Origin of the sequence: Oribacterium sp. P6A1 (assembly GCF_000702885.1) — a bacterium.
In the GTDB taxonomy this organism is placed as follows: domain Bacteria; phylum Bacillota; class Clostridia; order Lachnospirales; family Lachnospiraceae; genus Oribacterium.
In genome coordinates this window covers 195,638-222,257 of sequence record NZ_JNKO01000002.1, presented here as the reverse complement: position 1 = coordinate 222,257, position 26,620 = coordinate 195,638, and the positions used below count along the sequence as shown (strand labels likewise).

Sequence of the window (26,620 nt, the reverse complement as noted above, 5' to 3'; positions counted from 1 at the left end):
AGATTCCTCTTTCTTAATATCTGGGATATCCGGAAAAGACCATCCCCTCTTCCGGAATATCCCATAGAATTTATTTCAAATCAGTTCTTGTCGTCTGCAGCAGCTACACCTGGAAGCTCCTTACCCTCAAGGAACTCAAGAGAAGCTCCGCCGCCTGTAGAAATATGTGACATCTTGTCGCCATATCCAAGCTGGTTTACAGCAGCTGCTGAATCACCGCCGCCGATGATTGTTGTAGCATCTGTATCAGCAAGTGCTTTTGCAACTGACTTTGTTCCGGCTGCAAGAGTAGGGTTCTCAAATACACCCATAGGTCCGTTCCATACAACAGTCTTTGCTGACTTTACAGCCTCTGCATAAAGCTCCTGTGTCTTAGGTCCGATATCCATACCCATTCTGTCTGCAGGAATCTTGTCAATATCTACAACTACTGTATCGATAGCACCGTCGATTGGCTCAGGGAAGTGATCTGTAGTTACGGCATCAACAGGAAGAAGAAGCTTCTTACCGAGAGACTGAGCCTTCTCGATCATTTCCTTGCAGTAGTCAACCTTTGTCTCATCACAAAGAGATGTTCCGATCTCATAGCCCTGTGCCTTTGCGAATGTATAAGCCATACCGCCGCCGATGATAAGTGTATCGCACTTCTCAAGGAGATTTGAGATTACATTAAGCTTATCGGCAACCTTAGCTCCGCCAAGGATAGCTACGAATGGACGTACAGGATTCTCAACAGCCTGTCCAAGGAACTTGATTTCCTTCTGCATAAGATAACCAACAGCGTGAGGACCGTTAAGGAACTGTGTAACACCGACATTTGAGCAGTGTGCTCTGTGAGCTGTACCGAATGCATCGTTTACAAATACATCAGCGATAGATGCAAGATCCTTTGAGAATGCCTCGCCGTTCTTTGTCTCTTCAGCTCTGTAACGTGTGTTCTCAAGAAGGATAACGTCTCCGTCCTTCATCTCTGCAACAGCGGCCCTGGCATTGGCACCAACAACCTCAGGATCTGCAGCAAACTTAACTTCCTGTCCGAGAAGCTCTGAAAGTCTCTTTGCTACGGGAGCAAGTGTCTTTGAAGGCTTGTCTTCCTCTGTCTTAACCTTTCCAAGGTGTGAGCAAAGGATAACCTTTCCGCCGTCAGCGATAAGCTTCTTGATTGTCGGAAGTGCTGCTACGAGTCTGTTCTCGTCTGTGATCTTTCCCTCTTTAAGAGGAACATTAAAGTCACATCTGCAAAGTACTCTCTTGCCCTTAACGTCGATATCATCGACTGTCAACTTGTTTAAACCTGCCATATGAATCTCCTTTTTGAGAGAAGTATCTCTCTTGTTTTTTTCTCTATGATATTATAAAAGAATTTTTCCACTCTTTGTGTATTTCAACAAAAGCAAAAGCGTAAATCCTATATTTTTTGTAGAATATCCTTATATTTTTAGCATTTTCAGGTAAATAAAGAGGCCCAGGCCCATATAGGCCGGACCTCTTCAAAGTCATGTCTTATTTATCTTTCAAGGATAATTACTTAAGAAGGCTTCCGAAGTGCTTGATAGTACGAACCATCTGGCTTGTGTATGAATTCTCGTTGTCATACCATGAAACAACCTGTACCTGTGTGGTTCCGTTGTCAAGAGGAAGAACCATTGTCTGGGTTGCATCAAATAATGAACCGAATCTCATTCCAACGATATCGGAAGAAACGATCTCGTCCTCGTTGTAGCCGAAGCTCTCGTTGCTTGCTGCCTTCATAGCTGCATTGATCTGATCCTTTGTAACGTTTCCTTCAACTACTGCTGTAAGGATAGTTGTTGAACCTGTAGGAGTCGGAACACGCTGTGCAGCGCCGATAAGCTTTCCATTAAGCTCAGGAATAACAAGGCCGATTGCCTTTGCAGCACCTGTAGAGTTAGGAACGATGTTGCATGCTGCTGCACGTGAACGTCTCTTGTCACCCTTTCTCTGAGGTCCGTCAAGAGTCATCTGATCACCTGTGTAAGCGTGAATTGTGCACATGATACCGGACTTGATTGTAGCAAGATCGTTAAGAGCCTTAGCCATAGGAGCAAGGCAGTTTGTTGTACATGAAGCTGCAGAAATGATCTTGTCGTCCTTTGTAAGGTTCTGGTGGTTTACATTGTAAACGATAGTAGGAAGATCATTACCTGCAGGAGCAGAAATGATAACGTGCTTAGCACCTGCATCGATGTGTGCCTGTGACTTATCCTTGCTTGTATAGAAACCTGTACACTCAAGAACAACGTCTACACCAAGCTGTCCCCAAGGAAGGTTCTTAGCGTCTGCTTCCTTGTAGATTGTGATCTTCTTTCCGTCAACAGTGATAGAATCCTCACCGAAAGAAACCTTGTCACAAAGCTCGTAACGACCCTGTGTGCTGTCGTACTTAAGAAGATGTGCAAGCATCTCAGGGCTTGTAAGATCGTTGATTGCAACGATTTCAAATCCCTCTGCACCAAACATCTGTCTGAATGCAAGACGACCGATACGACCAAAACCGTTAATAGCAACTTTAACTGCCATAGTAAATATCCTCCTGATACTTTAAATGATATGTAGTTAATAATTTAAGTGAAAATTATTTCCACTCATCAATGATGCACGATTCACATATCCCCTGTGCATCATGCTGTCGGACTGTTTTCCGCGTCAGCAAAATCATTGTAGGTCATGAAATGTATTTTTGCAAGTGCAAAACCCTATTTTTGTGAAATATTTCACACAAATTCGTGAAATTTCTAACTATGAGATTAAATTTCTTCTTTTTTTCGCTTCTGCCAATAACTTTTTCATTTTAAAACCGCCTTTTTCCATCCCGTTTCCTTGTTTTCCATATACCGCATTGTACTTACATATATATGCAATTTCCACAATCGGGCAGCCCAACCGGGTAGAAAAAAATCACTACACGATTCCGCATTGGCCGTCAAATACTCCTCCGGTCTTTTATAAAGGAAAAATCCGGGGAGCGTCTGACTTCCTTATCGCAAAAACCCGGCAGACTGACAATCAGTCCACCGGGTCATCTCTCTTTTCAAAATCTGTCTTCTGTCAAATCAACTGTTTTACATATCCTGCGATATTGTCCGCATGATCCGAGATTCTCTCCAGATCGCCAATGATATCAAGGAATACGACTCCGGCGTCTGTAGTGCACTCTCCCATGGAAAGTCTCATCATATGATTCTGTCTCATTTCACGTTCCATGGCATCAACCTGATCCTCAGCCTTTGCAGTATCAACCATTTCATCTATGCTTCCATCCTCAAAGGCATTGAGTGAGAGACTGAAGCTTTCCTGTGCCTTTGCAGAGATACGGTCAAGATCCTGAAGTCCGTAGTCCGTGAATTCAGTCTTTTTGTCATGGGCATAACTGGCCTTTTCCGCTATATTCTCCGCATGATCTCCCGCACGTTCTATATCCGTAAGGGCATTCAGCATCACTGTGACCTGAAGCTTCTGCCTGTCACTGAGGGAAAGCTTGTCGATCTTTATGAGATAATCCGTAAGCAGATTTGTCATATGGTCTATGATCTTCTCCCGGTCATAGACATTTTGAATCATATTCTCCCCATCATCGGTAATTGCATTGCATGCGGCGTTAATGTTTACCGCCACTACTCTTCCGAGGTTCACAACCTCACTCTTCGCTGCCGCAAGAGCTATGGCAGGAGACTCCAGCATACGTTCATCAAGATGTCTTCTTAGTCTCTGTGCCTCCTGATTCAGTTTGTCTTCAACTGTCTCATCATCCTCTTCCTTTTTCTCCTCAGGCACGATGGCACCTGAAAGATTCACAAGGAAATCTCCCAAGGGGAACAGTACAAGTGTGCAAAGAGTATTGAAGATGGTATGAAATACCGATATTTCAACCGGAGTAAGCTTTCCTGTCATAAAATCAGGCACAAGGAAGGTGCCGGCAAATATGATAACTCCGAACAGAATCGCGCCGGAAACATTGAACAAAAGATGGATAACCGCCGCTCTCTTTGCGGTTCTGGTGGTTCCTGCAGAAGAGATCATGGCAGTGATACAGGTTCCGATATTCTGACCGAGAGTGATATAAAAGCCCGAAGCCCTGGGAACCGCCCCTGCAAGAGCAAGGGTCTGCAGTATGGAAACAGAAGCCGCAGAGGACTGGATGATTCCCGTTACGATGGCACCAACAAGTATTCCGAGAACAGGATTTCCGCCTATGGCCTTGAAGGCCTGTGAGAAAACCGGCGAATCCGCATATGGTGCAACAGCTCCCGACATAAATCCGAGGCCTATAAATATAAAACCTACTCCGATGCAGAAATCTCCCAGAAGGTCATCCGTTCCTTTTTTTCCGAAAAGAATACGGAAGGCACCAAATCCAACCAGAATCGGTGCAAAGAAATCCGGCTTCAGCACCGTAAGCATATCACTTGATATCTGGGTCAGGGATACCATCCATGCCGTAATGGTGGTACCGATATTGGCCCCCATGATTATTCCCACAGCCTGGGACAGATTCATGATGCCGGCATTAACAAAGCCCACTACCATGACGGTGGTTGCAGAAGAAGACTGAATGAGGGCAGTGATTCCCGCACCCAGAATAACGGCCATGATACGGTTTCCCGTAACCATATCCAGAAACTTTGACATACGTGATCCGGCAGCTTTTTGCATACCGTCGCTCATGACGGTCATGCCATAGAGGAACATGCCCAGTCCGCCAAACAGACTGAAAATGCTCGATAAATGTTCTACTGTCATATAAACCTCTGTATATTTTTATCTGTTTTAGAGTGTCCTGTGAATTATAACAGAGGCAGATTTTCATGTAAACGAAAGGCCGGATTGTGCCCTTTTTTAAACCAAAAAGGCCCACGGCAACACTGCCGCGGGTCCTGTAATCATAGATTTTATATCGCATTATGCTTTTCACTGCCGGAAGCCGGGTTCTAAATAAAAGTCCCCTTTGCTTAAGACTTTCTTCCCGATCAGGCAAATCCGTAATACTTGTTCACTCCGAGAAGAAGTCCTGCTGCAAAACCGTCGCATGCCTCCTGAGAGTGGTCTGTTGTCTTGTCACCGAGCTCGATATCCACTGAAGCAATGGTGGAATATGCATTCTGAATGTTATCCTCATCCTTGCTTCCGCCGGAGTAGATCTTTATTCCGCTTTCCCTAAGTCCGTCTATGAGATTTTCTCCCAGCCTCTCCGACTTCTTCCAGTATGAAGCTGAAGGCTCCATACCCTTCATGGCATCCGGTGTTCCTATGTAGAAAGCGCCCTTATCCTTTGCCGTGGAATCAAAATGTATGGATATGTGACAGTCTGCCTTGTTATTTGCAAGAACCGCTCTTGCCACATCATCAAGCTGAACATCATCACCGTCTCTAAGCATGAGAACATCGTATCCATCCGCAAGCAGCATCGATGCAAAGCTCTTTGCCACCTGAAGGTTCACCGATGCTTCAGACGTTTTGTCTGCAAACGTCATACCGCCGGAAACAGCAGACTCTGTTGTGGCTCCGCCATTCGTCCTGGCAGAACCGTCCGGATGAGCCGGCACCTTTACGGATTCACCGCCCTGTGTTCCATGACCTGCATCTACCGCAATCGTAATATCCTTCCTGTTGGCAGCATCACTGGAATAAAGTACAGCTTTTCCTGTATTGATCTTTGAATTTTCTGCATACTTCCAATCAAGATTAAGTCCTATCCCTGTTGAAGCGAATGCCGTCATCCCCATAATGAGCGACATCGCCATGGCCGCAAATGCAACTTTAAACCTCTTCATTTTCTTCTCCCTCAGTATCATACAGCTTCCATGCTCTATGTTTATATCTCCTGCAGAATTCTCTCTCAAAGCTGTCTGAATTTACCCCCGATAACCTGTCAAAAAATCCATGTGACCACTCTTATACCCAGACATCCATATAGTTGAAATCGACCATGATCTGCTTATTTATAAACCTGATACGAGCATAGTTCAAAAAAAGAGGGTCCGCAACCGACAATCGGTTACGTCCCTCTTAAGTATTTCTTACACCCTCAGGAAGCCGCAGAAGCAGCGAACCATATAAGTACGATGAGACCGATAACGATACGATAGTATCCGAAAATAACGAAGCTGTTTTTACGTATATATTTCATCAGGAAATTAATGCAGTAGATACTTACGGCATAGGCAATGACCATTCCGAGTATCATATAGAACCATTGTACCCCATTAAATTCAGTTCCATGTTTCAGGAGTTTAAGAAAACTTGCTCCGAACATGACAGGTACGGAAAGGAAAAACGAGAATTCTGCCGCAACAGTTCTGGAAACTCCCAGAACCATGGCTCCGATTATCGTGGATCCGGATCTTGAGGTTCCGGGTATAAGAGCAAGGCACTGGAACAGACCTATAAAGAGCGCCGTTTTCATGTCAAGATCATTCAAATTACGAATTGCAAATTCAGTATTCTCGTTTCTTTTCTCCACAAGTATGAATATCACACCATAGATAATAAGAGCGAGAGACACAACCAGCCCGTTGTAAAGATAGGTATCCAGGAAATCATCCAGGAGAAGTCCGAATACAGCCGCCGGAATACAGGCAACTATTATCTTGATCCAGAGCTCTACCTTGGAAGGAACCAGTGCTATTCCGCCGTTTCTTCTGCGGTCAAAAGGCCAAAGCTGCTTAAAGAAAGCGGTAACCACCGCCATGATGGCACCAAGCTGTATGACCACTTCAAAAACCTCATAGTACTCGGCAGGCTGGCGAAGCCTGATGATGTCGTTGACAAGTATCATATGTCCTGTTGATGAGACCGGAAGCCACTCTGTGAAGCCTTCCACAAGTCCAAATACAATGACCTTTAAAATTTCAATAAAACTCATAAAATACTCCTGTTTACTTTTAGCTCTAAATATTTTCTATCTGCCAGTCAATAGGCTCTATACCATGGGCCTGCAGGAACTCATTGGTTTTGGAGAAGGGCTTTGAACCGAAAAATCCACGATATGCGCTCAAGGGGCTCGGATGAGGAGCCTTCAGTATGAGATGCTTCGGATTTCTGAGCATGGATGCTTTCATCTGAGCCGGTCTTCCCCAGAGAATAAATACCAGCGGACGGTCCACTTTATCAAGAGTTCTTATGGCTGCATCCGTGAACTCCTCCCAGCCTATTCCCCTGTGACTGTTAGCCTGATGGGCTCTCACTGTAAGTACCGTGTTCAGAAGCATCACTCCCTGATCCGCCCACTTCCTGAGATAGCCGTTATTTGGTATATAGCATCCCAGATCACTGTTCAGCTCCTTATATATGTTCACAAGAGAGGGCGGTATGTCTATTCCGGGCTTCACGGAAAAAGAAAGTCCGTGGGCCTGTCCGGGCTCGTGATAGGGATCCTGTCCGAGTATCACAGCCTTCACTTTGCTTACAGGCGTAAGTTCAAAAGCATTGAAGATATCCTCTGCAGGAGGATATATCTTTTCCGCCTTGTACTCCTCATTTACCCTGTCATACAGTTCTCTGTAATAAGTCTTGGCAAACTCAGGTTCAAGAAAAGTCTGCCAGTCGTTTTTTATCATCATTTATCTTCTCCGTAACTGCCATGATAAAGCTTCTGCCGCTTTCCCATGGACACGTTTTTATATAAATCATAGAGGAAAGATCCTGTCTTTCCCTCTTCGGGATGATCCCCCTTTTTCAGGTCAAGATTGTATTTTCCGTAGGCGTTTATGATAACCGTACCTGAAGAATGGGTCCGTACCCTTTCAAAATCCCCGTAGGTCTTGTGCACATGCCCGTGAATCATGTACTTGGGATGATACTTCTCCATGAGATCATTGAAACACTGGAATCCTCTGTGGGGAAGGTCATCCATATCGCCGTAGCCCTTTGCCGGAGCATGGGTCAAAAGGATGTCAAAGCCGTTATGAAGCTTGATGCTGCCCCTCAAACGGTCTATGCGTTTCTCCATTTCCTTTTCAGTGTACATGTAGGCCCCGTCCTTGTATTTCATGGAGCCTCCCAGCCCCAATATACGAAGTCCATGATAATCAAATATACGGTCATCCGCACAGTCACACCCAAGGGGCGGATCCGTCACATAGCATGTGTCATGGTTTCCCGGAATGTAAATCACCGGTGCGTGTCCCACTGTAACGAGAAACTCCAGGTACCTGGAGCTCAGGTCCCCCGCGGAGATGATCAGGTCCACATCTTTGAGCTTTGAATCATCATAGTAATCATATAGCGCTTTATCCTCTTCATCAGCTATCAGAAGAACCTTCATCCCTCTTCTCCCCTCTGTTTAACATAAACCCGCTCATGCGCATCAGCTCTTTGGAGCGCAGGTCAAATGCCTCCATAGGAGGTATAGTGCCCAAAACATTGTCATTGAGCCAATGCATATTCACTATCTCTTCGCCTGTAAGTCTCGGCGCATCCTCTGTCTTTATGATTCCCCTCTGGCTGTACAGCTCACCGTCAAAAGGATTCAGCCTGTCATCCATAATACCGTTTCTGAGAACCCTGAGCATCTTTTTTGTGGCATACCCAAGCTGTCTCGAAAGTATCACATCTATAACCCCTGACTTCATTCCAAACCAGAAGTTAAGGGCTTTATGGTCTCTTGTCAGCATGGTATTACCCCATGTGCCGCACAGAATGGAATCAATGATTATCTCGTAGAATTTTCCCCAGTCAAAGATCGGCATGGCAATGTTTGAGACCACATCTCCGTCAGCCACCATATACACCCCGAACTCTCTCGATATCCGCTTCGGAGGATTGATCTCCGGGCCCGAGATAGTCATGATATTTTCATCTTTCATCTCCTGCTTCCAGTCACCGTCCTTAAGTCCGGTCCACTTAAGATGGACTCGCACATACGGATTCACCATCTGGGCACCAATTGCAAATGCATTGACATTGGCAAGAGTTCCGTACTGGGGGCAAAGTTCAGCATATCCGATGTCGTTGCCGTCCGTAACTGAAGCCGCAAGAGCTCCCATGAGATACTTTGCTTCATACATACGTCCGTAATAGGTCCTTATAGTGTTGTAATTCGTATTAACGGAACAGTTCAGTATGTATATATCCGGATGTTTTATCTGCGCCTTTACAGAAGCCTCAATCATCATAGCTGTTGTGGTAAAGATGACATTGGCACCGGTCTCTGCCGCAGCGTCTATGGCATCGGAAACCAGCTTCGGGGTCTCACAGTTCTCAAACTTTATGGTATCTATACGGTCACCGAATCTGTCCTTCAGATACTGTCTTCCCAACTCGTGGGCATAGGCCCAGCTTGAGGTCTCTGCACTCTTCTCGTAAATAAAGGCTATCCTCAGAGTATCGCCCCTGAAACCCTTATCCTGAGATGTGAATATACTGAAGAGATTGGGCTTATCCTGTTTCTCCAGAACCTCAGGATCCTTCACCAGGCTCACATCATCTGTATCCTTCAAAAATTCATTCCAGATCTGATGGAGGTTACTCTCTATCTGAGAATTTGAAACATCCTGAAGATTATACAACCCGTAGATTGTGAGATAAAGAAGAAATGCATCTCCCCTTGTTATTTCCAGACGGTTCCCGCCCTTACGGTCAAAAATATCAGAAAATCTGTCAAAAGCAGACTTCACACTCTTTCTAGTATCCGTATCCCAGGGCTTTGACATAGGCAGTCCCAGAACATCGCAAAGCTTCTGATAACGCCCCTCTTCAGAAAAGCGAATACCGTAAAATCCCGCTGCTTTAAAGAATTCCACAAACTCATAGTAGATATTGACCTCTTTTGAACCGTTTCTTTCCGGAAGAAGTCTTATAACATCCGCCATTATGGAAACCGCCCCGTTGAATTTGGATACGGATACCCTCTTGTTTCCCTCCTGTACATAGAAGCGGTTCATATACTCATAAACAAGTATGGCATCCCTTATGCCCTGATTCAGGGCCGCATCATAAAGGATACCCCACTTCAGTGCGAACTCCGTCTTGGAGCTGAGAATCGGCATAAAGTTCGTGGCAAAGGACTCCTGTCTCCCTCGGGTCTTTGTTCCGGCTATAGCCGAAATCGGTATCTCCATAACACCCATATGATTTTCTGCTGTAATGGAGTTTTGGGAAATGATATCATCAAGAGCCGTAAGATAAGGATACCGGCCTCCTGCCACATCCTTACGGTATTGTCCTTCCCCAAGATGCCTGGCTTTTACATAATCTTCTAACATAATCTCCTAAACACGGCAGTTTTCCTGCCTCCTGATTCTTTCAACAAACAAAAAAGCTGTTCCTTCAGCTTTCCCGCACACAAGAACGGGACCAGACGTTTATGCCTGATCCCGGAATAGTCATCACGCTCCGCCATCAATTTGGCCTAAAGCTAATACTGATATATGTAATACATCTTTTATGGATTTTTTGCTATAGCAAATATAGCCAAAACCCGTCACTTTGGTCCTGTTGTCAGTCCCGCATTGATAGAAGAGCTGTTGCTTGTGGAAACAGTTGTCTTCGTTGAGCTTGTATCCGTGCTCACATTGGTTGGTGCCGCGGTAGTTGCCGTAATGCTGCTTCCTGACACTGAGCTTCCCGGTGATGTTGTAACAGTTCCTGAACCTGATACAGGAGAAGTTGTCACTGTTCCCGAGGAAGGTGTCGTAGCGGTACCTGAGCTTGTATTTGTAGTAACAGTTGTAGTTGTTGTGGTAACAGTTGTGCTTCCGTTACTGCTGGTGCTTGTGGAACTCGATGAGCTCGTCGTTTCAGGTGTGGTAATGGTGCCGGAGGATGAGCTCTGGCCTGTACCGGCTGTAGCATGTGTCACTGTTATGCCGCCAATGCTGCTTGTGCACACACCATCACTGTTGAAGCTGTACTCTGTGTTGTCTATGGTCACAGTCTTGTTCCTTATCATCTTGCCGTTTTCCTTGTCAAGATAGTAGTAGGAACCGTTGTACTCAAGCCATCCCGTTACCATCTTGCCGTTCTGTGCAAAATAGTAGTTGTTGCTGTCTATAGATTTCCAGCCCTGAGCCATCTTGCCGTTCTCTGTGTCAAGATAATACTTATTTCCTGAAGTATCCGTCTTCCAACCGGTCTGCATAACACCCTTGGTGTTGAGATAGTAATAAGATCCGTTGTTTGAATACCATCCGGTCTGCATAACACCGTTGGACTCAAAGCGATACCACTTGTCATCGATCTTTGCCCAGGAATCCATAACCAGGGTTCCGTCACCCGGCTGGAAATAATACCATTTTGAATCAAGCTGTACCCAGCCCGTACTCATGGATCCGTCAGCCTTCAGATAATACCACTTTGTAGTATCATTTTCCGTAAGCTTCAGCCATCCGGTCTGCATAACACCGTCGTCCTTCAGATAATACCACTTATCGTCGATCTGTCTCCAGCCCGTTGCCATAAGACCGTTGCTTCTGAAATAGTGCCAGTTGTCATTGATCTTCTTCCATCCTGTCACCATGTATCCGTCACTTCCGATGTAATAATATCCGGATGAAGTGTGTATCCACTTGTTATGTATATTCTCATTGGTGGAGTCATCAACATAATAGTATTTTCCGTCCTTCTGACCCCATCCAGCAAACACAGACGGCGCAAATGCCGTACATCCAATGGCAAGACTCAGACCAACAACATTCAATTTAGCTTTCATATTCATAATCACAAGTCCTCCGCTATATATCTAGGTCCATATTAACACGCTGTATTGCGTACGTCCTTGTCTTTTACATTAAATTTTTTCTAATTTTTGTAAGATTTTATAGGAGTCCTTGAAATAACGGTACATTTTTAATGTGTAATCACCGAAGGATTCTCCAAGGGCCATTTTGTACACTCCCCACAGAGACCACAAAAGTCCTCCCATGCCCATGTAAGCTGTCACTATAGCGAAAGCATCCTCGGGGCTTAAGCCTTTAAGGGCAATGCCTCCGTCATCCCATGACCCATCCGGAGCCCCGGCATAGACTTCTATAAGCTCTTTAACTTCATCGTAATTCATATAGGAATATATAGCCGCCATAGCGAGATCCACCAGCGGATCCGCCATTCCCGCATATTCCCAGTCTATCATTCTGAGTCCTTCATCCGTAAAGATAAAGTTATCCTTGACCGAATCGATATGGGCTATTGTCCTGGGTCTTTCCAGGGAATCCAGCCAGTCCATAAGCTCCATGGCATGCATTCTCACAGCAGGATAGTCTTCAAAAGGAATCTGTGCATTTACATCTTTTATATCCTTTTCGTACCCGGTAAGCTCTCTCCTGAAATCAAATTCATGATCCAGCTTTATACCTGAATTGTGGAGTTTTTTCAGAAGGGTCATGCAGGCTGCAAGCTCCTCCTTTTTCCCGTAATCCGCATTTCTCGCACCGGTATAATATCTCGATATCTTATACCCGTTTTCCGGATTAAAGTATACAAGTTCCTCTGTTATGCCAAGCTCTGTAACAGCCTTGTAAACAGCCCCCTCCTGCTTTCTGTTGATAAGCTTTTCGGTTCCCGGTCCCGGAATTCTGCAGATATACGCCCTTCCTCTGTACTGCTCCGGCGCCTCTTCAGCATCCGAAACAGAAAAATACCATGATTTGTTGGTCATACCGGCTTTAAGACACTTTATATTCACTATCTCCGACTCCGGCATACCAAAAACTTCCGAAACCAGCTGCATAGCTTTTGAGCCGGAATCATTAACATACTTCTCATCAAAGAGACGAAGCTCCTCCAGATTTTCGAACTCGTAAACTTCCCCCTCCGGACGCTTATTCATGTACATTTCAGGCAGTCTTCTCAGATTTCTGATAAGCACGTCCTCCCAGTAGAACTGTTCCGTACCGGGCATCCTGTAATATGCCTCTATAAGAGGAAGAAATGCCTCGGAGAACTGCTTTGTAAAATAAACCGGACCGTACATACACCATTTGTCACAGCCACCCACGGAAACACTTCTGATGGCCCCGTTCTTACCTGTCTCCATGGCCCACTCTCTTGTCTCACCTTCCATAAAGGTGGCGGCATACCATGAATCCGCCTCATAAGTGTGGTAGATATTGTCCCTCATCCAGTTATCCGAGGAAAGTATGTAGCAGTTCCTGCCCTTCAGAAAGTCTTTTGCATGGTGCATGGTTGCAAGGGTATTTTTTTCGGCAAATTCAGGATTGTAAATGAGCTTTACATCATACTTGTCAATCAGATAATCGAACTTCTCCTTGAGATAACCCACCATGATAGCGATGTCCTTTATCCCCACCTCATGAAGCTGCCTTATCTGCCTTTCTATCATTCGCTCCCCGAAAACCTCCAAAAGTCCCTTAGGTGTCTCATAAGTGAGGGGCACGAATCTTGAGCCGAAGCCGGAAGCAAGAATCAGGGCCCTGTCCACGCGGTATCTTTCCAGAAGCCGTCTTCCCTTTTCAGTCATTTCGTAGGAAACATTACGCCCACGTCCCTCTGCATTTTCCAGCTTCACAAGGAGGCCTTCGGAAACAGTTTCCGTAATAAGCTTATTGGTCTTTCCCAGGGAAACTCCCAGCTGAAGTGCGATGTCTCTCTGGGTGCTCTCTCTGTTCTCATGAAGTGTTCGTAAAATAACTATAGATTCTTTCATCATATTGCTCCCATCCCCAGTGCCTTTATATCATTATTTCCTGAATCCTTTTTGTTCAAAAGCAGATCCTGATTTTATGTTCAATTATCAAGATATTTTTAATATTTTGAACATAATAGCATCATACTTCCTTCTTTACAAGCTTTATATACCACAAAAGCACCTCTCTGTCTCAATCGACAGAGAAGTGCTCACATAGGTAAAATATTATGTTATATCTCGATGCGGGAGTCATAAATCAGCATCGAATCCTTCCGGGCGGAGGGCTCTTACGGCTCTGAAACCTCGAAGATCAGGTCACCATAGCTCGGGTAAGGCCAGAGATCCTTGTCAACGATCTGTTCAAGCTCATCTACAGGCTCACGGAGGGCCTTCATGGCAGGAACAATTACATCATGATAATCATGTGCCTTCTTCTCTGCATCTTTTTCCTTACCGTACTTCTCAACATAATCGAAAAGTTCTGTACGTGCGCTGTCCATATCCGAAAGAAGCTTTGAAGCCCTGTCAAGAAGTCTCTGCTGGACACTCACATCTGCCCCGGGACATGCGGCAAGCACCTTGTTGATGGAATCCGCAAGTCTTGTTGTGTAATGAATAACAGCCGGAATGATCTGCTTACCTGAGATGTTTATCATGGCACGGGCTTCAATGTTTGTAACCTTTACGTAATGCTCGTACTCAACCTCTTTACGGCTCTCAAGCTCTGACTGTGTATAGATACCGAATTCCTTAAAGAGTTTTACAGCCTTTTCTGTTGTAAGAGCAGGAATGGCATCAACCATGGAAGGAAGATTCGGAAGTCCTCTTCTCTCAGCTTCCTTTACCCAGTCCTCGCTGTATCCGTTTCCGTTGAAAATGATCCTCTGGTGCTCTGTAAGAAGCTGCTTTATGTAGTCATGGCAGGCAGTCTTGAAGTCCTCGGCCTTTTCAAGAACATCCGCAGCCTCTTTGAACTGCTCAGCCACTATTGAATCGAGAATGATATTGGCACTGGCAATGGAATCGCTGGAACCCACCATACGGAACTCAAACTTGTTTCCTGTAAAGGCGAAGGGGGATGTACGGTTACGATCCGTAACATCTGCATAAAGATCCGGCATGGTGTTGACGCCGGTAGGGAGTTTCTTGCCCTTCTTTGAGTTGGTGGCATATCCTGTACCTATAAGCTGCTGAACAACATCCTCAAGCTGTGTTCCGATAAATGCTGAAATAATGGCAGGTGGTGCCTCATCCGCTCCGAGTCTGTGCTCATTTCCCACGTCTGCAGCGCTGAGTCTCAGAAGATCCGCATGCTTGTCTACAGCTGCGAGAACGCAGGCAAGAACCAGAAGGAACTGAATATTGTCGTGTGGTGTATCTCCCGGGCTCATGAGGTTAATGCCGTCGTCCGTCACAAGTGACCAGTTATTGTGCTTACCTGAACCGTTGATTCCTTCAAATGGTTTCTCATGAAGGAGACACTCAAGGCCGTGCTTCGGAGCAGTCTTCTTCATAACCTCCATAACCAGCTGATTATGGTCTACCGCAAGATTTGCCTCATCATAAACAGGAGCAAGCTCATGCTGAGCCGGAGCAACCTCATTGTGCTCCGTCTTGGCTGTAACACCAAGCTTCCAGAGCTGTACATCCACGTCTCTCATAAATTCAGCGATTCTGTGTCGAATGGAACCGAAGTAGTGATCATCCAGTTCCTGGCCCTTTGCAGGCATAACTCCGAACAGGGTACGGCCTGTATATATGAGATCCTTTCTCTTTAAATACTTGTTTCTGTCAACAAGGAAATACTCCTGCTCTGCGCCAACGGATGGCTTTACAGACTTTGTTGTGGTATTTCCGAAAAGACGGAGAACTCTCAATGCCTGCTCGTTGATGGCCTGCATTGAACGAAGAAGGGGTGTTTTTGTATCGAGAGCCTCACCTCCAAAGGAGCAGAAGGATGTGGGGATACACAGAGTCACGATGTCGTTATCGTCACCCTCATGACGGAGGAAAGCCGGACTGGTACAATCCCAGATGGTATATCCTCTTGCCTCAAATGTTGCGCGAAGTCCGCCTGACGGGAAAGAAGAAGCATCAGCTTCACTTCTGACAAGCTCTTTTCCGGAAAACTCCATGATTACCTTACCGTTCTGATCAGCGGCGGAAATGAAAGAGTCATGCTTCTCGGCGGTTATACCGGTCAAAGGCTGGAACCAGTGAGTATAATGAGTCGCTCCATGCTGAAGCGCCCACTCTTTCATCGCCTGTGCGACAGAATCAGCTATCGTCGGATCAAGTTCATAGCCCTCAGTGATCGTCTTCTTAAGCTTCTTATATACAGCCTTCGGAAGACGTTCCTGCATAACCTTGTCATTGAAGACATCTTCGCCAAAAATCTCGGCGACGTTCAGAACACCATTCATTCGTTAATCTCCTTTTACTCCCTTATGAAAGGATAAATTGCGTATTTAGTTTTACTTTGCCGATTGTAAACCACAGCATAAGTCTGTGGCAAGGAAAAAATATTCTGCTTTCTGATAAAGACATTGAGAAAAATGTACAAATTTAAGAATAAAAACAGAAAAAAGGGAGCCGCATGAAGCGACTCCCTGAATTAACATCAAGCCTTGTCAGCTGATCCGAATATTGCAATCTTGTTCTTGCACTCATTGATGATAGCATCTGCGCCCGGCTTAAGGAGCTTACGAGGGTCATAGCCCTTTCCTGCCTGATCCTTTCCAGCCTCAACATACTCTCTTGTTGCCTTGGCAAATACAAGCTGAAGCTCTGTATTAACATTGATCTTTGATACGCCGAGAGAGATAGCCTTCTTGATCTGATCCTCAGGGATTCCTGAACCACCGTGAAGAACCATAGGAAGATCTCCGATCTGATCCTTGATAGCTGCAAGAACATCAAAGTCAAGTCCCTTCCAGTCAGCAGGATATACACCATGGATGTTGCCGATACCTGCAGCAAGGAAATCAACGCCGAGATCTGCGATCATCTTACACTCAGCAGGATCAGCCTTCTCACCGTCAGAGGCTACACCGTCTTCAACGCCGCCGATTCCGCCTACTTCAGCCTCGATGGAAACGCCCAGATCATGTGCGAGCTTAACGAGTTCCTTTGTCTTTGCAACGTTCTCTTCGATATCATAGTGAGAACCGTCAAACATGATAGAAGTAAAACCTGCCTCGATGCAAGCCTTTGAGCCTTCATATGTACCGTGATCAAGATGAAGAGCTACAGGAACTGTGATTCCAAGTGACTCGTCCATAGCCTTTACCATGGCTGCAACTGTCTTGAAGCCGGTCATGTACTTGCCTGCACCCTCAGATACACCGAGAATAACCGGAGACTTGACTTCTTCACAAGCAAGAAGAATTGACTTTGTCCACTCGAGATTGTTGATGTTGAACTGTGGAACTGCATAATGACCTGCAAGAGCCTTATCCAGCATTTCCTTTGCGTTTACTAACATTTTATATCCTCCTAATGTGATAACTTATACGAAGTATGTGAATATATTAACATACTTCGTATTGTATTTCTACAAGAACATAAAGAAACTGACGAATATTTCTTATGTCCCCATAAAATTCGAAGTTTTAGAATGTCTATTCTTACAACATCCTCGTCTATCATAACATTTTAAGAGCTGTAATGGTACTTGGTTTGTAAAAAAAATCATTTTGCATTCCACATTAAGAAAAAGATCGGACTCCCCAAGGAATCCGATCGACTCTGATTTAATGAGAAAACACCCGGAGGGCATCCCATTTCCTTCAAAAAAGGATATTGATTATGAAAACAGAAAACTTTCCACTGTCTTTTCCATCTCTGAAACTTCGCATACAGTATTGTGACGGATTTCAGCACTGCGAACTTCCCTGATGGCTCTTGGCTCCGGTACTCCTGCAATTTCCTGAAGAGCATCGATAACCTTGAACACATCCTCGTCATCACCCTTCTCTCCGAGAGCTTTCATGACATTCGGTGAGAACTTAAAGGGGCTTGCCGTAGAAGCAATAACTGTCTTTGTCTTGTCCCCTGTCTTTTCAACATAACTGTCGTATACCGCCTTTGCAACAGCCGTGTGAGGATCGATGACATATCCGGTCTTATCCTTAAGAGCCTTAATGGTAGAAAAAACAGAATCCTCATCTGCATAGCCTCCGAAGAAATCGGAAATGAATGCTCTCATATCATCTGTAATCTCATAAACGCCGTTTTCCTTAAGCTCCTTCATGAGCTCTGAAGTCTTTTCTGCGCTGCAGCCTGTGCTGAGATAGATAAGTCTCTCAAGATTGGAGCTGATCAGGATATCCATGGATGGACTTGAAGTGAGAATGAAGGGGCGGTTACGGTCATACTTTCCTGTTCCGAAGAAATCCGTAAGAACACGATTCTCATTTGATGCGCAAATAAGCTTATCAATAGGAACTCCCATATGCTTTGCAAAATAAGCGGCAAGGATGTTTCCGAAGTTACCTGTAGGAACGCAGACATTGATCTTCTCTCCCTCAGTGATCTCACCCTGAGCTATGAGCTGGGCATAAGCATATACATAGTAAGCCACCTGAGGAACGAGACGTCCGATGTTGATGGAGTTTGCAGAACTCAGGATAACGCCTTTTTCCTTAAGCTTTGCTGTAAAATCCTTATCACCGAAAATCTTCTTTACACCGGTCTGGGCATCATCGAAGTTTCCGTGGATAGCCGCTGCATGAGTGTTCTTTCCCGGCTCTGTTCTCATCTGAAGCTCCTGGAACCTGGATACTCCGCCGTATGGATAGAATACGATGATCTCTGTTCCCGGAACATCTGAAAATCCTGCCATGGCAGCCTTTCCCGTATCTCCGGATGTAGCTGTAAGGATAACGATCTTGTCTGTTACATCATTCTTTCTTGCACTTGTTACCATAAAGTGAGGAAGGATGGAAAGAGCCATATCCTTGAATGCAATAGTCTTTCCATGGAAAAGCTCAAGGAAATATGCATCATCCCTTTTCACCAGCGGAGCTATGGCAGGAGTCTCAAACTTCTCGTCATAAGCGGAGTTAATGCAGTGACGGAGCTCCTCCTCAGTAAAATCTGTAAGGAATTCCTTTATTACCTCATAGCAGAGATCCTGATAGGACATCCTGCTCAGTTCTGTAAGAGAAGTCTTGAGTGTGGGAATGGATTCCGGCATAAAAAGGCCGCCATCATCCGCAAGACCCTTAAGTATAGCCTCTGATGCCTGTAAACCCTTTTCTCCGCCACGTGTGCTGTTATAAAGCATTGGTATTGTTTCCTCCGTTTTCTAAAAGACTTTTGATCTTGGTTTTCATGAGATCAAATGCAACATCATTCATTCCACTGTTGATAACGATATCTGCCTTTTGCTTTGTAGGTTCAACATAGAGATAATGCATAGGCTTTACGGTAGTGAGATACTGAGTGGAGATATCCTCCACCTGTCTGCCTCTCTCCTTAACATCACGGATGATACGTCTTATGATTCGTTCATCTGCGTCAGCTTCAACATATATCTTGATATCAAAAAGTGAACGTAACTCAGGGTTCTCAAGAACCAGTATGCCCTCGACTATTATTATCTTTGAAGGCTTAAGCTCTATAGTCTCAGTTGTACGATTATGCTGTGAATAATCATAAACAGGACACTGAACGGATTCTCCTCTTCTCAATGTCTTCAAGTGTGCAATCAAAAGATCCGTCTCAAAAGCATCCGGAGAATCATAATTATTCTTCTGTCTTATCTCAAAAGGAATTCCATCGTTTGATTTATAGTAATTATCGTGATAAATAACAGTGACCTTGTCACCAAACTCTGTCTTGAGTCGGTTGGTAAATGTAGACTTGCCGGAACCTGAACCGCCGGCGATACCAATCATAATACAGCTCATTCTTTTTATACCTCTGTCTAAAAGGGATCCCAAAGGATCCTTGGTTTAACATTTACACCATTTAAGCATATTAAACTACCGTTTTCAACCAAAGATAAAAGAAAAACCGGGTACTGAACCCGGTTTCATAAATATTGGTTATGCCACAGATAGTCTTTTGCGGCAAAAATTCTTTTCTGTAATTTTTTTAAATACATAGACAGAAAGAACTCCTGCCATCACCCCTGCGGAATCAAGTACCACATCTCTTATCATTCCTGCTCTGCCCGGCACGAACAGCTGATGAAACTCATCTGTTGCGGCGTAGAGCGTCCCGAAAATATACGCTGCCCTCTGCCTTTCAAAAAAGGGAAGTTCTGAAATCTCACCTGCGGATAATGAAAGAAGCATTCCCAGCACAGCATATTCTGCGGCATGGGCAGTCTTCCTGACAAAGAAATCTATATTCTCGGCCATTATGAGCCTTTCTTCCTCTGACAAGTCAACATATCCGGGAACACATACCGACTCCACTATCTGTCCGATAAAAAGGCTGGTCTCCGTAGATTCATCCGCCGGCTGTGCCGAAAAAACAAATATCACCAGCATCCACAATACCGTCATAAACAGTATGCTTTTTCTCCCTGCTTTCTTTATATTTTTTAGAGCAAACATCGCCTTAAACTCCTTAGACAGTCAATCATCCCTCCCGCAGCTTTCTTTTTCTGTGAGGTGCTATGTGCCTTTTACTGAGATACAGCAAAAAAACAGACAACAGCAATAATACAATAAAAATTCCCGGAAGGATACGATTATCGGGAATTCCCAGCTGGGCTCTGAAGACTGTCACCATAAGCATCACCGTATAGCTCAAAAATATCATCACATAGGCCACGGCAGTTGCCGCAGCTGTTGTGGTAAAAAAGGAACTGACCATGATTCCTATGCTTGAACAGAAAACTGCCGATGTCACAAGAAAAAGGAAAAATACCAGAATCTGATAAAAGGTGATTCCACCGTAAATATAAACCGTGGCAAGTATGGGAGTGGATGTGAACACCAAAAGGAGCAGAGTGCCCAGAGCTCCCATAAGCTTTCCTATGACTATGTCCCAGGGATCAAGCTGAGTTGTGAGAAGAAGTCCAAGTGTTTTACGCTCCCTCTCTCCGGAAATGGAAGTCGCCGTAAGGGCCGGCGTTATGAGAAGTATGAGAAGTATCTCCGCAGCTGCCGCTATATAGTATATCCGGAGGAAATTCACATAAGATATCTCTCCCGTTACCCTTGCACTTTTGCTGATGTAAAAAAGGTTCAGAAGAACCAGCATGGACAGGCTCCCGTTTACAAGTGTCACCAGGGCAGGAAGGGCAAACCTTCTCGAACTGGTTATCTCATCCTTCAGGAAAATCGGATTCAGCCTCATAGTAGGTCACTCTCCTTTCCTCTCTCGTTCCCGTTAGCTGAAGGAACAGAGACTCCAAATTACCCTTCTCACGATGGAATCCTCTTACGGGAACTCCTGCCTCCACAAGCTTTTTCAACAGGTTGGACTCATCCTTTTTTGAACCTGCATAAGTGATAAAAAGCTCGTTGTTTCTGATGCTGACAGAACGAACCAGACGGTCTGTTCTCAGAGCCTGCAGCGCAGATCCCAGACTTCCCGCTATGGAAATAATGATGGGGTTCGAGGCATTGACCTGATCCAGTACATCCTCTATCTTCCCTTCCATGACCATCCTTCCCTGATCTATGATACCTATATCTGTACAGAGCTCGGATATTTCATTCAGCACATTTGAAGATATGATTATTGTCTTTCCAGAATCAGCCAGATTTGCAATCATCTGACGGAATTCAAACTTCGTGTTGGGGTCAAGTCCTGCTGTAGGTTCATCAAGTATAAGAATCTTCGGATCGTGAATCAGGGCCCTTGCCAGGCTCAGCTTCTGCTGTGCGCCTCTGTTAAGGGAATCCATGAACTGAGTCTGTCTTTCCTGGAGCCCCACCATACTCAGCAGATTCTGTATGCGGCGCTTCGTTTTCTGATCCTTCATATCGTAGCACTCCGCGAAAAAATCCATGTACTCTATGATCCTGAGATTAGGATAAGTTCCCGTATAATCAGGAACATACCCTATCCTTCTTTTCAGTCGGCGAACATTGGAACCAGCTTCCATGTCGTCAACCTTAACCGTTCCTTCATCGGGATATTCCAGACCGCACATCATCTGTATGGCTGTGGTTTTTCCCGAACCGTTGGGGCCTACAAAGCCGTACATGGCCCCGTCCTCAATATGCATCGTGAGACCATCAAGAGCATTCATATGGCCGTAGCTCTTTTTTACATTTTCCAGAACTATCATGGACAGTCCCACCTCCTTTTCCCTTATCTTATCTCAGACACCTGTTCCGGTATCCGCCGCCCTACTGTCTCCTGGTACGGCTTCACTTTCATTTCCCTCCGTTGTTTCGGAACCAACGTCACTGCCGGACTCTGTCAATTGCGGATTATTTGCCACAGACGGAGCTGTTTCTTCGGCCACTACCGTTCCATAAGAACCGGCTTCATAGGGTCCGGTCTCTTCCGTAGTTCCTGAAGGCTGCTCTGTATCATTACCATCAGACTCAAGTATCTGATTTATAACCGCAACATTTTCCTTTACGGTAACTGTTATCATAGGCAGATATCTTCTCTCATCTATTCCGGCATTCTGTTCCGCCGATGTGTACTTGACAATAAGAACATTATCTTCTCTGAGATAGGATGTAAGCTCTGCCATGTTCAGTACACCGTCTCCTATATCCATAACATCAAATCCACCTGTCTGATTATTATAGAAACTGAGGGATCCCCTGAAAGGTCTGATGCTTCCGATCCTGCCCTTTGAATCTGCATCATCCACATTGATACTTTCAATGCTTATGCTGTTTATGTTATTGCCCTCACCAAGGTGGTAAGCCAGCACCGTTGGTGCCACACCGGATATGGTATTGTCGCTGACATTATAATTACCCGACTTTACTTCGGGATCCGTGGACAATGCGCTGTAACTGTACTCATCTCCGACTCTTGTGGTAAGAGTAAGGGAAGCCACAACCATGGTCGCACCGTAATTCTCATAGCCGGGATCGTCGGAAAAGTCCAGGGAATTATCATTCTCATCTTCCTGAACAAAACCCACAAGTCTTGCATCACCGTAATATCCAGTCATGTAGTTTGAAAGATAGTACTTCAGGAAGCCAAGCCCGGATCCGCCGGTTACGGTTTCTGCTATTCTCTGACAATCACCCACAGGAACATTGATGATTTCCTTATCAGAAAGATCAACCACCTCTCCTGCCGAAAGTTTTCCCAACCGTATAACCTTTCCGTATATCAGAATGGCTGCATCCGTAAGAGTGTACTGGGATGAATTCCTGAGATTCCCTCTTACCTCACCTCCCGAATAGACCATATCCGTGGTGAAATGTCCGGAGGTATTGGGAGTTTTGGTATTCAGTTCAAAGTATCTTGCAGTAAAGGGAGAGGTATTGGCCACGGTGATTTCAGTTTTATTACGATAATTACTGATGGTCGTGTGTCCCTTTTCACTGTTCATGGCGATTTCCTGGATATCACCGTTATAATCCGAGCCCTTCAAAACAGGATACACATAATATTCCGATTTAACATCAAAACTGTAGGTCTTGTTATACGGTGATCTCAGATTGATGTAATCCGTTTCATTAATGCTGTCGGCAGAAACCTCCTTGATCCTTGCATAGGTAAGAAACGGTCCCGAGAATCTGGTTCCGACTCCCATTACCCATATCAGCAGGGTCGCCAGTATGGTTATAATGAGGACTCCCGAGCGATATACCCTTATCATCTCATGAGTTCTGAGATAGAAGTATAATCCCGGTCCTATCAGAAGAACATAGGCAAATAAAATGCTTACATAAAACATAGGCTCAGGGATTTTTCTTACATCACTCATATTCATAAGAGACTGAATATCCCAATAGAGCCTAAGACTTCTTTCCGATGCAGCCAGAGACAGCTTATCCAGACGGCTCTGCCCAAGTATGGCGGTAAAAAGCTTATCCACGTAGAATACCTTATCTGTGGCATATCTCTGAATATCACAAAAATCAAATCCGCAAACAGCGATGATACCGGTACCCTCCGTCACAGTTGAAAGAATGGGAACATTGTTTGAGAACATAACCTCTCTTCCGCCGTTCAGCATGATAGCCGAAGCCGAAAGTGTGATCTCATCCCTTTCCTCTTCATCTCCTTCCCCCATCTGAACCTTCATGGATGAAGGAGACAGAGCATTTTTCAGATAACCGTCAAAATGCGGTGCCAGTGCCTGGTTGCCTTTGGCTCCCGTACCGATCACCAGAATTCCGCCTTTTCTTACCCAGTCCAGTATGGTTCTGGCTTCACTGTCCTTCATAAACTCCGCGGGATAGTCAGAGATCAGGAGAACGTCCAGCTGGTCAAGCTCACTCTTATCCCTTGGGAGATTTTTTATATCCAGTGTCACCGTTCTTGTACGAAGAATTCCATTGTTGATGCCCACTCCTCCGAGGTACGTCAGAGCTTCGGGACTCTGGGAAATGATTCCGACTATAAGTTCTGCGTCAGAACCCGCCACATCAAGTCCCACTCTCCTGGAACCAAGGACATTTCCGTTCAGATCTTCTGCTGTAACAAGGATCTGATTGACACCCGAACTCAGGGAAACAATAACCGAAAGATCGTCCTCAGACTCTCCCTCCACGGTTTTCTTGTATTGATACTCGTAGACACTGTCTTCAGACTCAACCATGTACACGTGTATATATCCGGAAAAAGTCTGTTCACCGGTATTCTCTATATGAACATTGAGAGGAAGATATCTTCCCGCCTTCGCTATGTTCTGGTACCCGTATGTCACAGAGAGGTCTATAGTGTCAGCTTTTGAGACAAACGAAAAAAAAGCCGCAAAAAGAAGGCTCAAAAAAAGCGCTGCCATGGTTCTTACGGCAGCCCGCCCCTGTATACTGAACCCGCTTCCGGTCTTATCTTCTGCCTGACCGTCTGCGTGGTTCATCATTCTTAGATTCAATGTTTCTGGATTCAATATTTCTGGATTCAAAATTCTCTATTCCTTCCTCAAAATGAATCTTTAATTTTACGGAAAAGACGGTACCCGAAAGATCCGAAGATACCGAAACCACACCATGATGCATATCCGTAATGTTCTTAACGATGGCAAGTCCGAGGCCCGTTCCTCCGGGACCGTTCTGTGTGGTACGGCTGTGATCCGTTCTGTAAAACCTGTCAAAAATAAGGGGCAGTTCCTTTTCCGGAATCACATAGCCATAGTTGACTATCTTTATGGTAACTATCTCTCTGTCCACCCTGAGATTTACCTTTACACGCTTACCCTCTTTACCATACTTGATGGCATTGTTTATCAGATTATCAAACAGTCTGGCCAGAAGATCTCCATCCGCATCTATGATCTGGGATTCCGTATTGGAAACAAAATCATAGCTTAGACCGTTGTTCACAAAATTCGGATAGCTCTCCTCAAGAAGCTGTGTCAGGAGCTTCACTATGTCGACCTTGGAAATATTGAGATTGACCTTACCGTAGGAAAGCTTGGTAAAACCAAAGAGCTCTTCTATGAGCTTCTGCAGTCTCTCAGACTTGTTATATGCTATCTCCAGATATTTCTGCTGCATTTCAGGCGAGATATTCCTGTTCTTCCTGAGAAGATCAAGGTATCCTATTATGGAGGTCAGCGGTGTTCTCAGGTCGTGAGCGACATTTGTGATAAGATCCGTTTTTGACTGCTCAGAGTTTCTTTCCTTTTCGATGAGCTCCTGAATATCCTTTTCCATTCGGTTAATGTTTTCCGCGATCTCAGTCAGCTCTCCCTCTCCGACCACATCAAGCCTTGTGCTCAGATCACCTTCGGAAATCTGCTGAACCGCACTGGCTATGGTCTCTATATCTCTTGCTGTCTTTCTCTGAGTCATGAGAAAAATGAAAGAAAACATCACTATGCCCAAAAGCACGAAAAGAAGCACGCTTATGGTGGATCCAAAGGCAAAGCGCTGAACTGCAAGGCTGCTGTTTCCTGTCTGATACAGGAAACTGGTGATAGCCGTGATATTGGTGATCAGGAAGACTTCTATCACCGCAGTTATCACCGTGGCCACAGCTATATTGGCTATAAGCTGCAGCATGTATCCCCGTCCTGTACTGTGTATCTGATTGTTATTGTGTTTATTTTCGTTATCCAATGTTTTTAACCTTAAACCAAAAACAGCCGGAAGAAACACTGCATGAACTGTAGCGCAACCTCCGGCATATCTTTATTTTTCAATCTTGTATCCAACGCCCCAAACGGTTGTTATTATCTTGTTTTCTCTGCTGTCTTCTTTCATCTTTCCGCGCAGACGACGTATATGGACCATAACCGTATTATTGGCTTCATAAACCTTTTCGTTCCATACCTTTTCAAAAATCTCATCTGTTGAGAATACCTTGCCGGGATGAGAAGCAAGCAGGAAAAGGATATCAAACTCGATAGGAGTAAGCTTTATATCTTCACCATCTATAACAACCTTGTGATTATCCTTATTGATAGTCATATTGCGGATGGTGATCTCGTTGTTGGTAAACTGGTTGGCAGCATTTGGATTAAGCTGTGTGTAACGACGAAGCTGTGACTTTACACGGGCTGTAAGCTCCAGCGGATTAAACGGCTTTGTCACATAGTCATCAGCACCTCCTGTGAGGCCTACGATCTTATCGAGATCCGTAGATTTAGCAGAAAGCATAATCACAGGAATGTTTGACTTCTCACGGATCTTCTTGCACATCTCAAGTCCGTTCATTCCCGGCATCATGATATCAAGGAGCACAAGATGGATCTCCTGCTCATCAAGAATCCTCAATCCGTCCTCAGCATTGTAGGCTTTGAAAACCTTATAGCCATCACTTACAAGATAGATCTCAACAAGCTCGGCAATCTCCTTTTCATCATCTACTACAAGAATATTAATCTGTGGCATAACTACTCCTTTTCATACTTTTTATCTTTTTATCCCCGAAACGGCAAAACTTTCCGTATCCCCGGATTCATCA

General features: G+C 44.9%; 20 protein-coding genes. All 20 read right to left on the bottom strand.

Annotated features, from left to right (window positions below):
- Positions 1-80 precede the first annotated feature (80 nt).
- Positions 81-1,301: a phosphoglycerate kinase gene (locus tag T515_RS02275; protein WP_036607048.1), complete on the bottom strand. Its 1,221-nt coding sequence runs from the start codon at positions 1,299-1,301 to the stop codon at positions 81-83.
- 223 nt (positions 1,302-1,524) lie between these two features.
- Positions 1,525-2,541: a type I glyceraldehyde-3-phosphate dehydrogenase gene (gene gap / locus T515_RS02270; RefSeq protein ID WP_036607045.1), complete on the bottom strand. Its 1,017-nt coding sequence runs from the start codon at positions 2,539-2,541 to the stop codon at positions 1,525-1,527.
- A gap of 528 nt (positions 2,542-3,069) precedes the next feature.
- A complete protein-coding gene (locus T515_RS02265) occupies positions 3,070-4,761 on the bottom strand; it encodes a Na/Pi cotransporter family protein (protein ID WP_036607043.1) in 1,692 nt (563 codons plus the stop codon).
- A gap of 227 nt (positions 4,762-4,988) precedes the next feature.
- Positions 4,989-5,792: an N-acetylmuramoyl-L-alanine amidase family protein gene (locus T515_RS02260; protein WP_036607247.1), complete on the bottom strand. Its 804-nt coding sequence runs from the start codon at positions 5,790-5,792 to the stop codon at positions 4,989-4,991.
- A 254-nt stretch (positions 5,793-6,046) separates the two neighbouring features.
- Positions 6,047-6,883 carry an undecaprenyl-diphosphate phosphatase gene (locus T515_RS02255; RefSeq protein WP_036607040.1) on the bottom strand — a complete coding sequence of 279 codons (837 nt, stop codon included), beginning with the start codon at positions 6,881-6,883 and terminating at the stop codon, positions 6,047-6,049.
- Positions 6,884-6,908: 25 nt separating this feature from the next.
- Positions 6,909-7,577 (bottom strand): uracil-DNA glycosylase, encoded by a 669-nt coding sequence (locus T515_RS02250; protein WP_442950142.1) that lies wholly within the window; start codon positions 7,575-7,577, stop codon positions 6,909-6,911.
- A complete protein-coding gene (locus tag T515_RS02245) occupies positions 7,577-8,284 on the bottom strand; it encodes a metallophosphoesterase family protein (protein ID WP_036607037.1) in 708 nt (235 codons plus the stop codon). The genes T515_RS02250 and T515_RS02245 overlap by 1 nt, the downstream gene beginning before the upstream one ends.
- Positions 8,262-10,223: a BMP family ABC transporter substrate-binding protein gene (locus T515_RS02240; protein ID WP_051671345.1), complete on the bottom strand. Its 1,962-nt coding sequence runs from the start codon at positions 10,221-10,223 to the stop codon at positions 8,262-8,264. Before T515_RS02240 ends, T515_RS02245 begins: the two co-directional genes overlap by 23 nt.
- Before the next feature lie 218 nt (positions 10,224-10,441).
- Positions 10,442-11,674 (bottom strand): N-acetylmuramoyl-L-alanine amidase family protein, encoded by a 1,233-nt coding sequence (locus T515_RS18145; protein ID WP_036607034.1) that lies wholly within the window; start codon positions 11,672-11,674, stop codon positions 10,442-10,444.
- A 72-nt stretch (positions 11,675-11,746) separates the two neighbouring features.
- The gene (locus T515_RS02230) at positions 11,747-13,621 is read right to left on the bottom strand and encodes a sugar phosphate nucleotidyltransferase (RefSeq protein ID WP_036607243.1); all 1,875 of its coding nucleotides are present in this window, start codon (positions 13,619-13,621) and stop codon (positions 11,747-11,749) included.
- A gap of 269 nt (positions 13,622-13,890) precedes the next feature.
- The gene (locus T515_RS02225; protein ID WP_036607032.1) at positions 13,891-16,026 is read right to left on the bottom strand and encodes a glutamine synthetase III family protein; all 2,136 of its coding nucleotides are present in this window, start codon (positions 16,024-16,026) and stop codon (positions 13,891-13,893) included.
- Between the two features lie 197 nt (positions 16,027-16,223).
- Entirely contained in the window at positions 16,224-17,087 is an 864-nt protein-coding gene (gene fba, locus T515_RS02220; RefSeq protein WP_036607030.1) for a class II fructose-1,6-bisphosphate aldolase, read from the bottom strand.
- Between the two features lie 321 nt (positions 17,088-17,408).
- On the bottom strand, positions 17,409-18,890 hold the full coding sequence (gene thrC, locus T515_RS02215; protein WP_330372627.1) for a threonine synthase: 1,482 nt from the start codon (positions 18,888-18,890) through the stop codon (positions 17,409-17,411).
- Positions 18,880-19,515, bottom strand: a complete 636-nt coding sequence (gene udk, locus T515_RS02210; RefSeq protein ID WP_036607026.1) for a uridine kinase — start codon at positions 19,513-19,515, stop codon at positions 18,880-18,882. The genes thrC and udk overlap by 11 nt, the downstream gene beginning before the upstream one ends.
- A gap of 138 nt (positions 19,516-19,653) precedes the next feature.
- Positions 19,654-20,169, bottom strand: coding sequence for a VanZ family protein (locus tag T515_RS02205; RefSeq protein ID WP_051671344.1), 516 nt, complete (start codon positions 20,167-20,169; stop codon positions 19,654-19,656).
- Positions 20,170-20,194: 25 nt separating this feature from the next.
- Entirely contained in the window at positions 20,195-20,917 is a 723-nt protein-coding gene (locus T515_RS02200; protein ID WP_051671343.1) for an ABC transporter permease, read from the bottom strand.
- The gene (locus tag T515_RS02195; protein ID WP_036607024.1) at positions 20,886-21,857 is read right to left on the bottom strand and encodes an ABC transporter ATP-binding protein; all 972 of its coding nucleotides are present in this window, start codon (positions 21,855-21,857) and stop codon (positions 20,886-20,888) included. The genes T515_RS02200 and T515_RS02195 overlap by 32 nt, the downstream gene beginning before the upstream one ends.
- A 33-nt stretch (positions 21,858-21,890) precedes the next feature.
- Positions 21,891-24,617 carry a hypothetical protein gene (locus T515_RS02190; protein WP_155988236.1) on the bottom strand — a complete coding sequence of 909 codons (2,727 nt, stop codon included), beginning with the start codon at positions 24,615-24,617 and terminating at the stop codon, positions 21,891-21,893.
- Positions 24,541-25,716, bottom strand: coding sequence for a sensor histidine kinase (locus tag T515_RS02185; RefSeq protein ID WP_051671359.1), 1,176 nt, complete (start codon positions 25,714-25,716; stop codon positions 24,541-24,543). The genes T515_RS02190 and T515_RS02185 overlap by 77 nt, the downstream gene beginning before the upstream one ends.
- Before the next feature lie 129 nt (positions 25,717-25,845).
- Positions 25,846-26,547: a response regulator transcription factor gene (locus tag T515_RS02180; RefSeq protein ID WP_036607019.1), complete on the bottom strand. Its 702-nt coding sequence runs from the start codon at positions 26,545-26,547 to the stop codon at positions 25,846-25,848.
- Between the last annotated feature and the right edge of the window lie 73 nt (positions 26,548-26,620).

Bases quoted from the DNA above. Each gene is read 5' to 3' on its own strand.
- T515_RS02275 (WP_036607048.1), bottom strand. From the start codon at position 1,301: ATGGCAGGTTTAAACAAGTTGACAGTCGATGATATCGACGTTAAGGGC.
- gap (WP_036607045.1), bottom strand. From the start codon at position 2,541: ATGGCAGTTAAAGTTGCTATTAACGGTTTTGGTCGTATCGGTCGTCTT.
- T515_RS02265 (WP_036607043.1), bottom strand. From the start codon at position 4,761: ATGACAGTAGAACATTTATCGAGCATTTTCAGTCTGTTTGGCGGACTG.
- T515_RS02260 (WP_036607247.1), bottom strand. From the start codon at position 5,792: ATGAAGAGGTTTAAAGTTGCATTTGCGGCCATGGCGATGTCGCTCATT.
- T515_RS02255 (WP_036607040.1), bottom strand. From the start codon at position 6,883: ATGAGTTTTATTGAAATTTTAAAGGTCATTGTATTTGGACTTGTGGAA.
- T515_RS02250 (WP_442950142.1), bottom strand. From the start codon at position 7,577: ATGATAAAAAACGACTGGCAGACTTTTCTTGAACCTGAGTTTGCCAAG.
- T515_RS02245 (WP_036607037.1), bottom strand. From the start codon at position 8,284: ATGAAGGTTCTTCTGATAGCTGATGAAGAGGATAAAGCGCTATATGAT.
- T515_RS02240 (WP_051671345.1), bottom strand. From the start codon at position 10,223: ATGTTAGAAGATTATGTAAAAGCCAGGCATCTTGGGGAAGGACAATAC.
- T515_RS18145 (WP_036607034.1), bottom strand. From the start codon at position 11,674: ATGAATATGAAAGCTAAATTGAATGTTGTTGGTCTGAGTCTTGCCATT.
- T515_RS02230 (WP_036607243.1), bottom strand. From the start codon at position 13,621: ATGAAAGAATCTATAGTTATTTTACGAACACTTCATGAGAACAGAGAG.
- T515_RS02225 (WP_036607032.1), bottom strand. From the start codon at position 16,026: ATGAATGGTGTTCTGAACGTCGCCGAGATTTTTGGCGAAGATGTCTTC.
- fba (WP_036607030.1), bottom strand. From the start codon at position 17,087: ATGTTAGTAAACGCAAAGGAAATGCTGGATAAGGCTCTTGCAGGTCAT.
- thrC (WP_330372627.1), bottom strand. From the start codon at position 18,890: ATGCTTTATAACAGCACACGTGGCGGAGAAAAGGGTTTACAGGCATCA.
- udk (WP_036607026.1), bottom strand. From the start codon at position 19,515: ATGAGCTGTATTATGATTGGTATCGCCGGCGGTTCAGGTTCCGGCAAG.
- T515_RS02205 (WP_051671344.1), bottom strand. From the start codon at position 20,169: ATGTTTGCTCTAAAAAATATAAAGAAAGCAGGGAGAAAAAGCATACTG.
- T515_RS02200 (WP_051671343.1), bottom strand. From the start codon at position 20,917: ATGAGGCTGAATCCGATTTTCCTGAAGGATGAGATAACCAGTTCGAGA.
- T515_RS02195 (WP_036607024.1), bottom strand. From the start codon at position 21,857: ATGATAGTTCTGGAAAATGTAAAAAAGAGCTACGGCCATATGAATGCT.
- T515_RS02185 (WP_051671359.1), bottom strand. From the start codon at position 25,716: ATGCTGCAGCTTATAGCCAATATAGCTGTGGCCACGGTGATAACTGCG.
- T515_RS02180 (WP_036607019.1), bottom strand. From the start codon at position 26,547: ATGCCACAGATTAATATTCTTGTAGTAGATGATGAAAAGGAGATTGCC.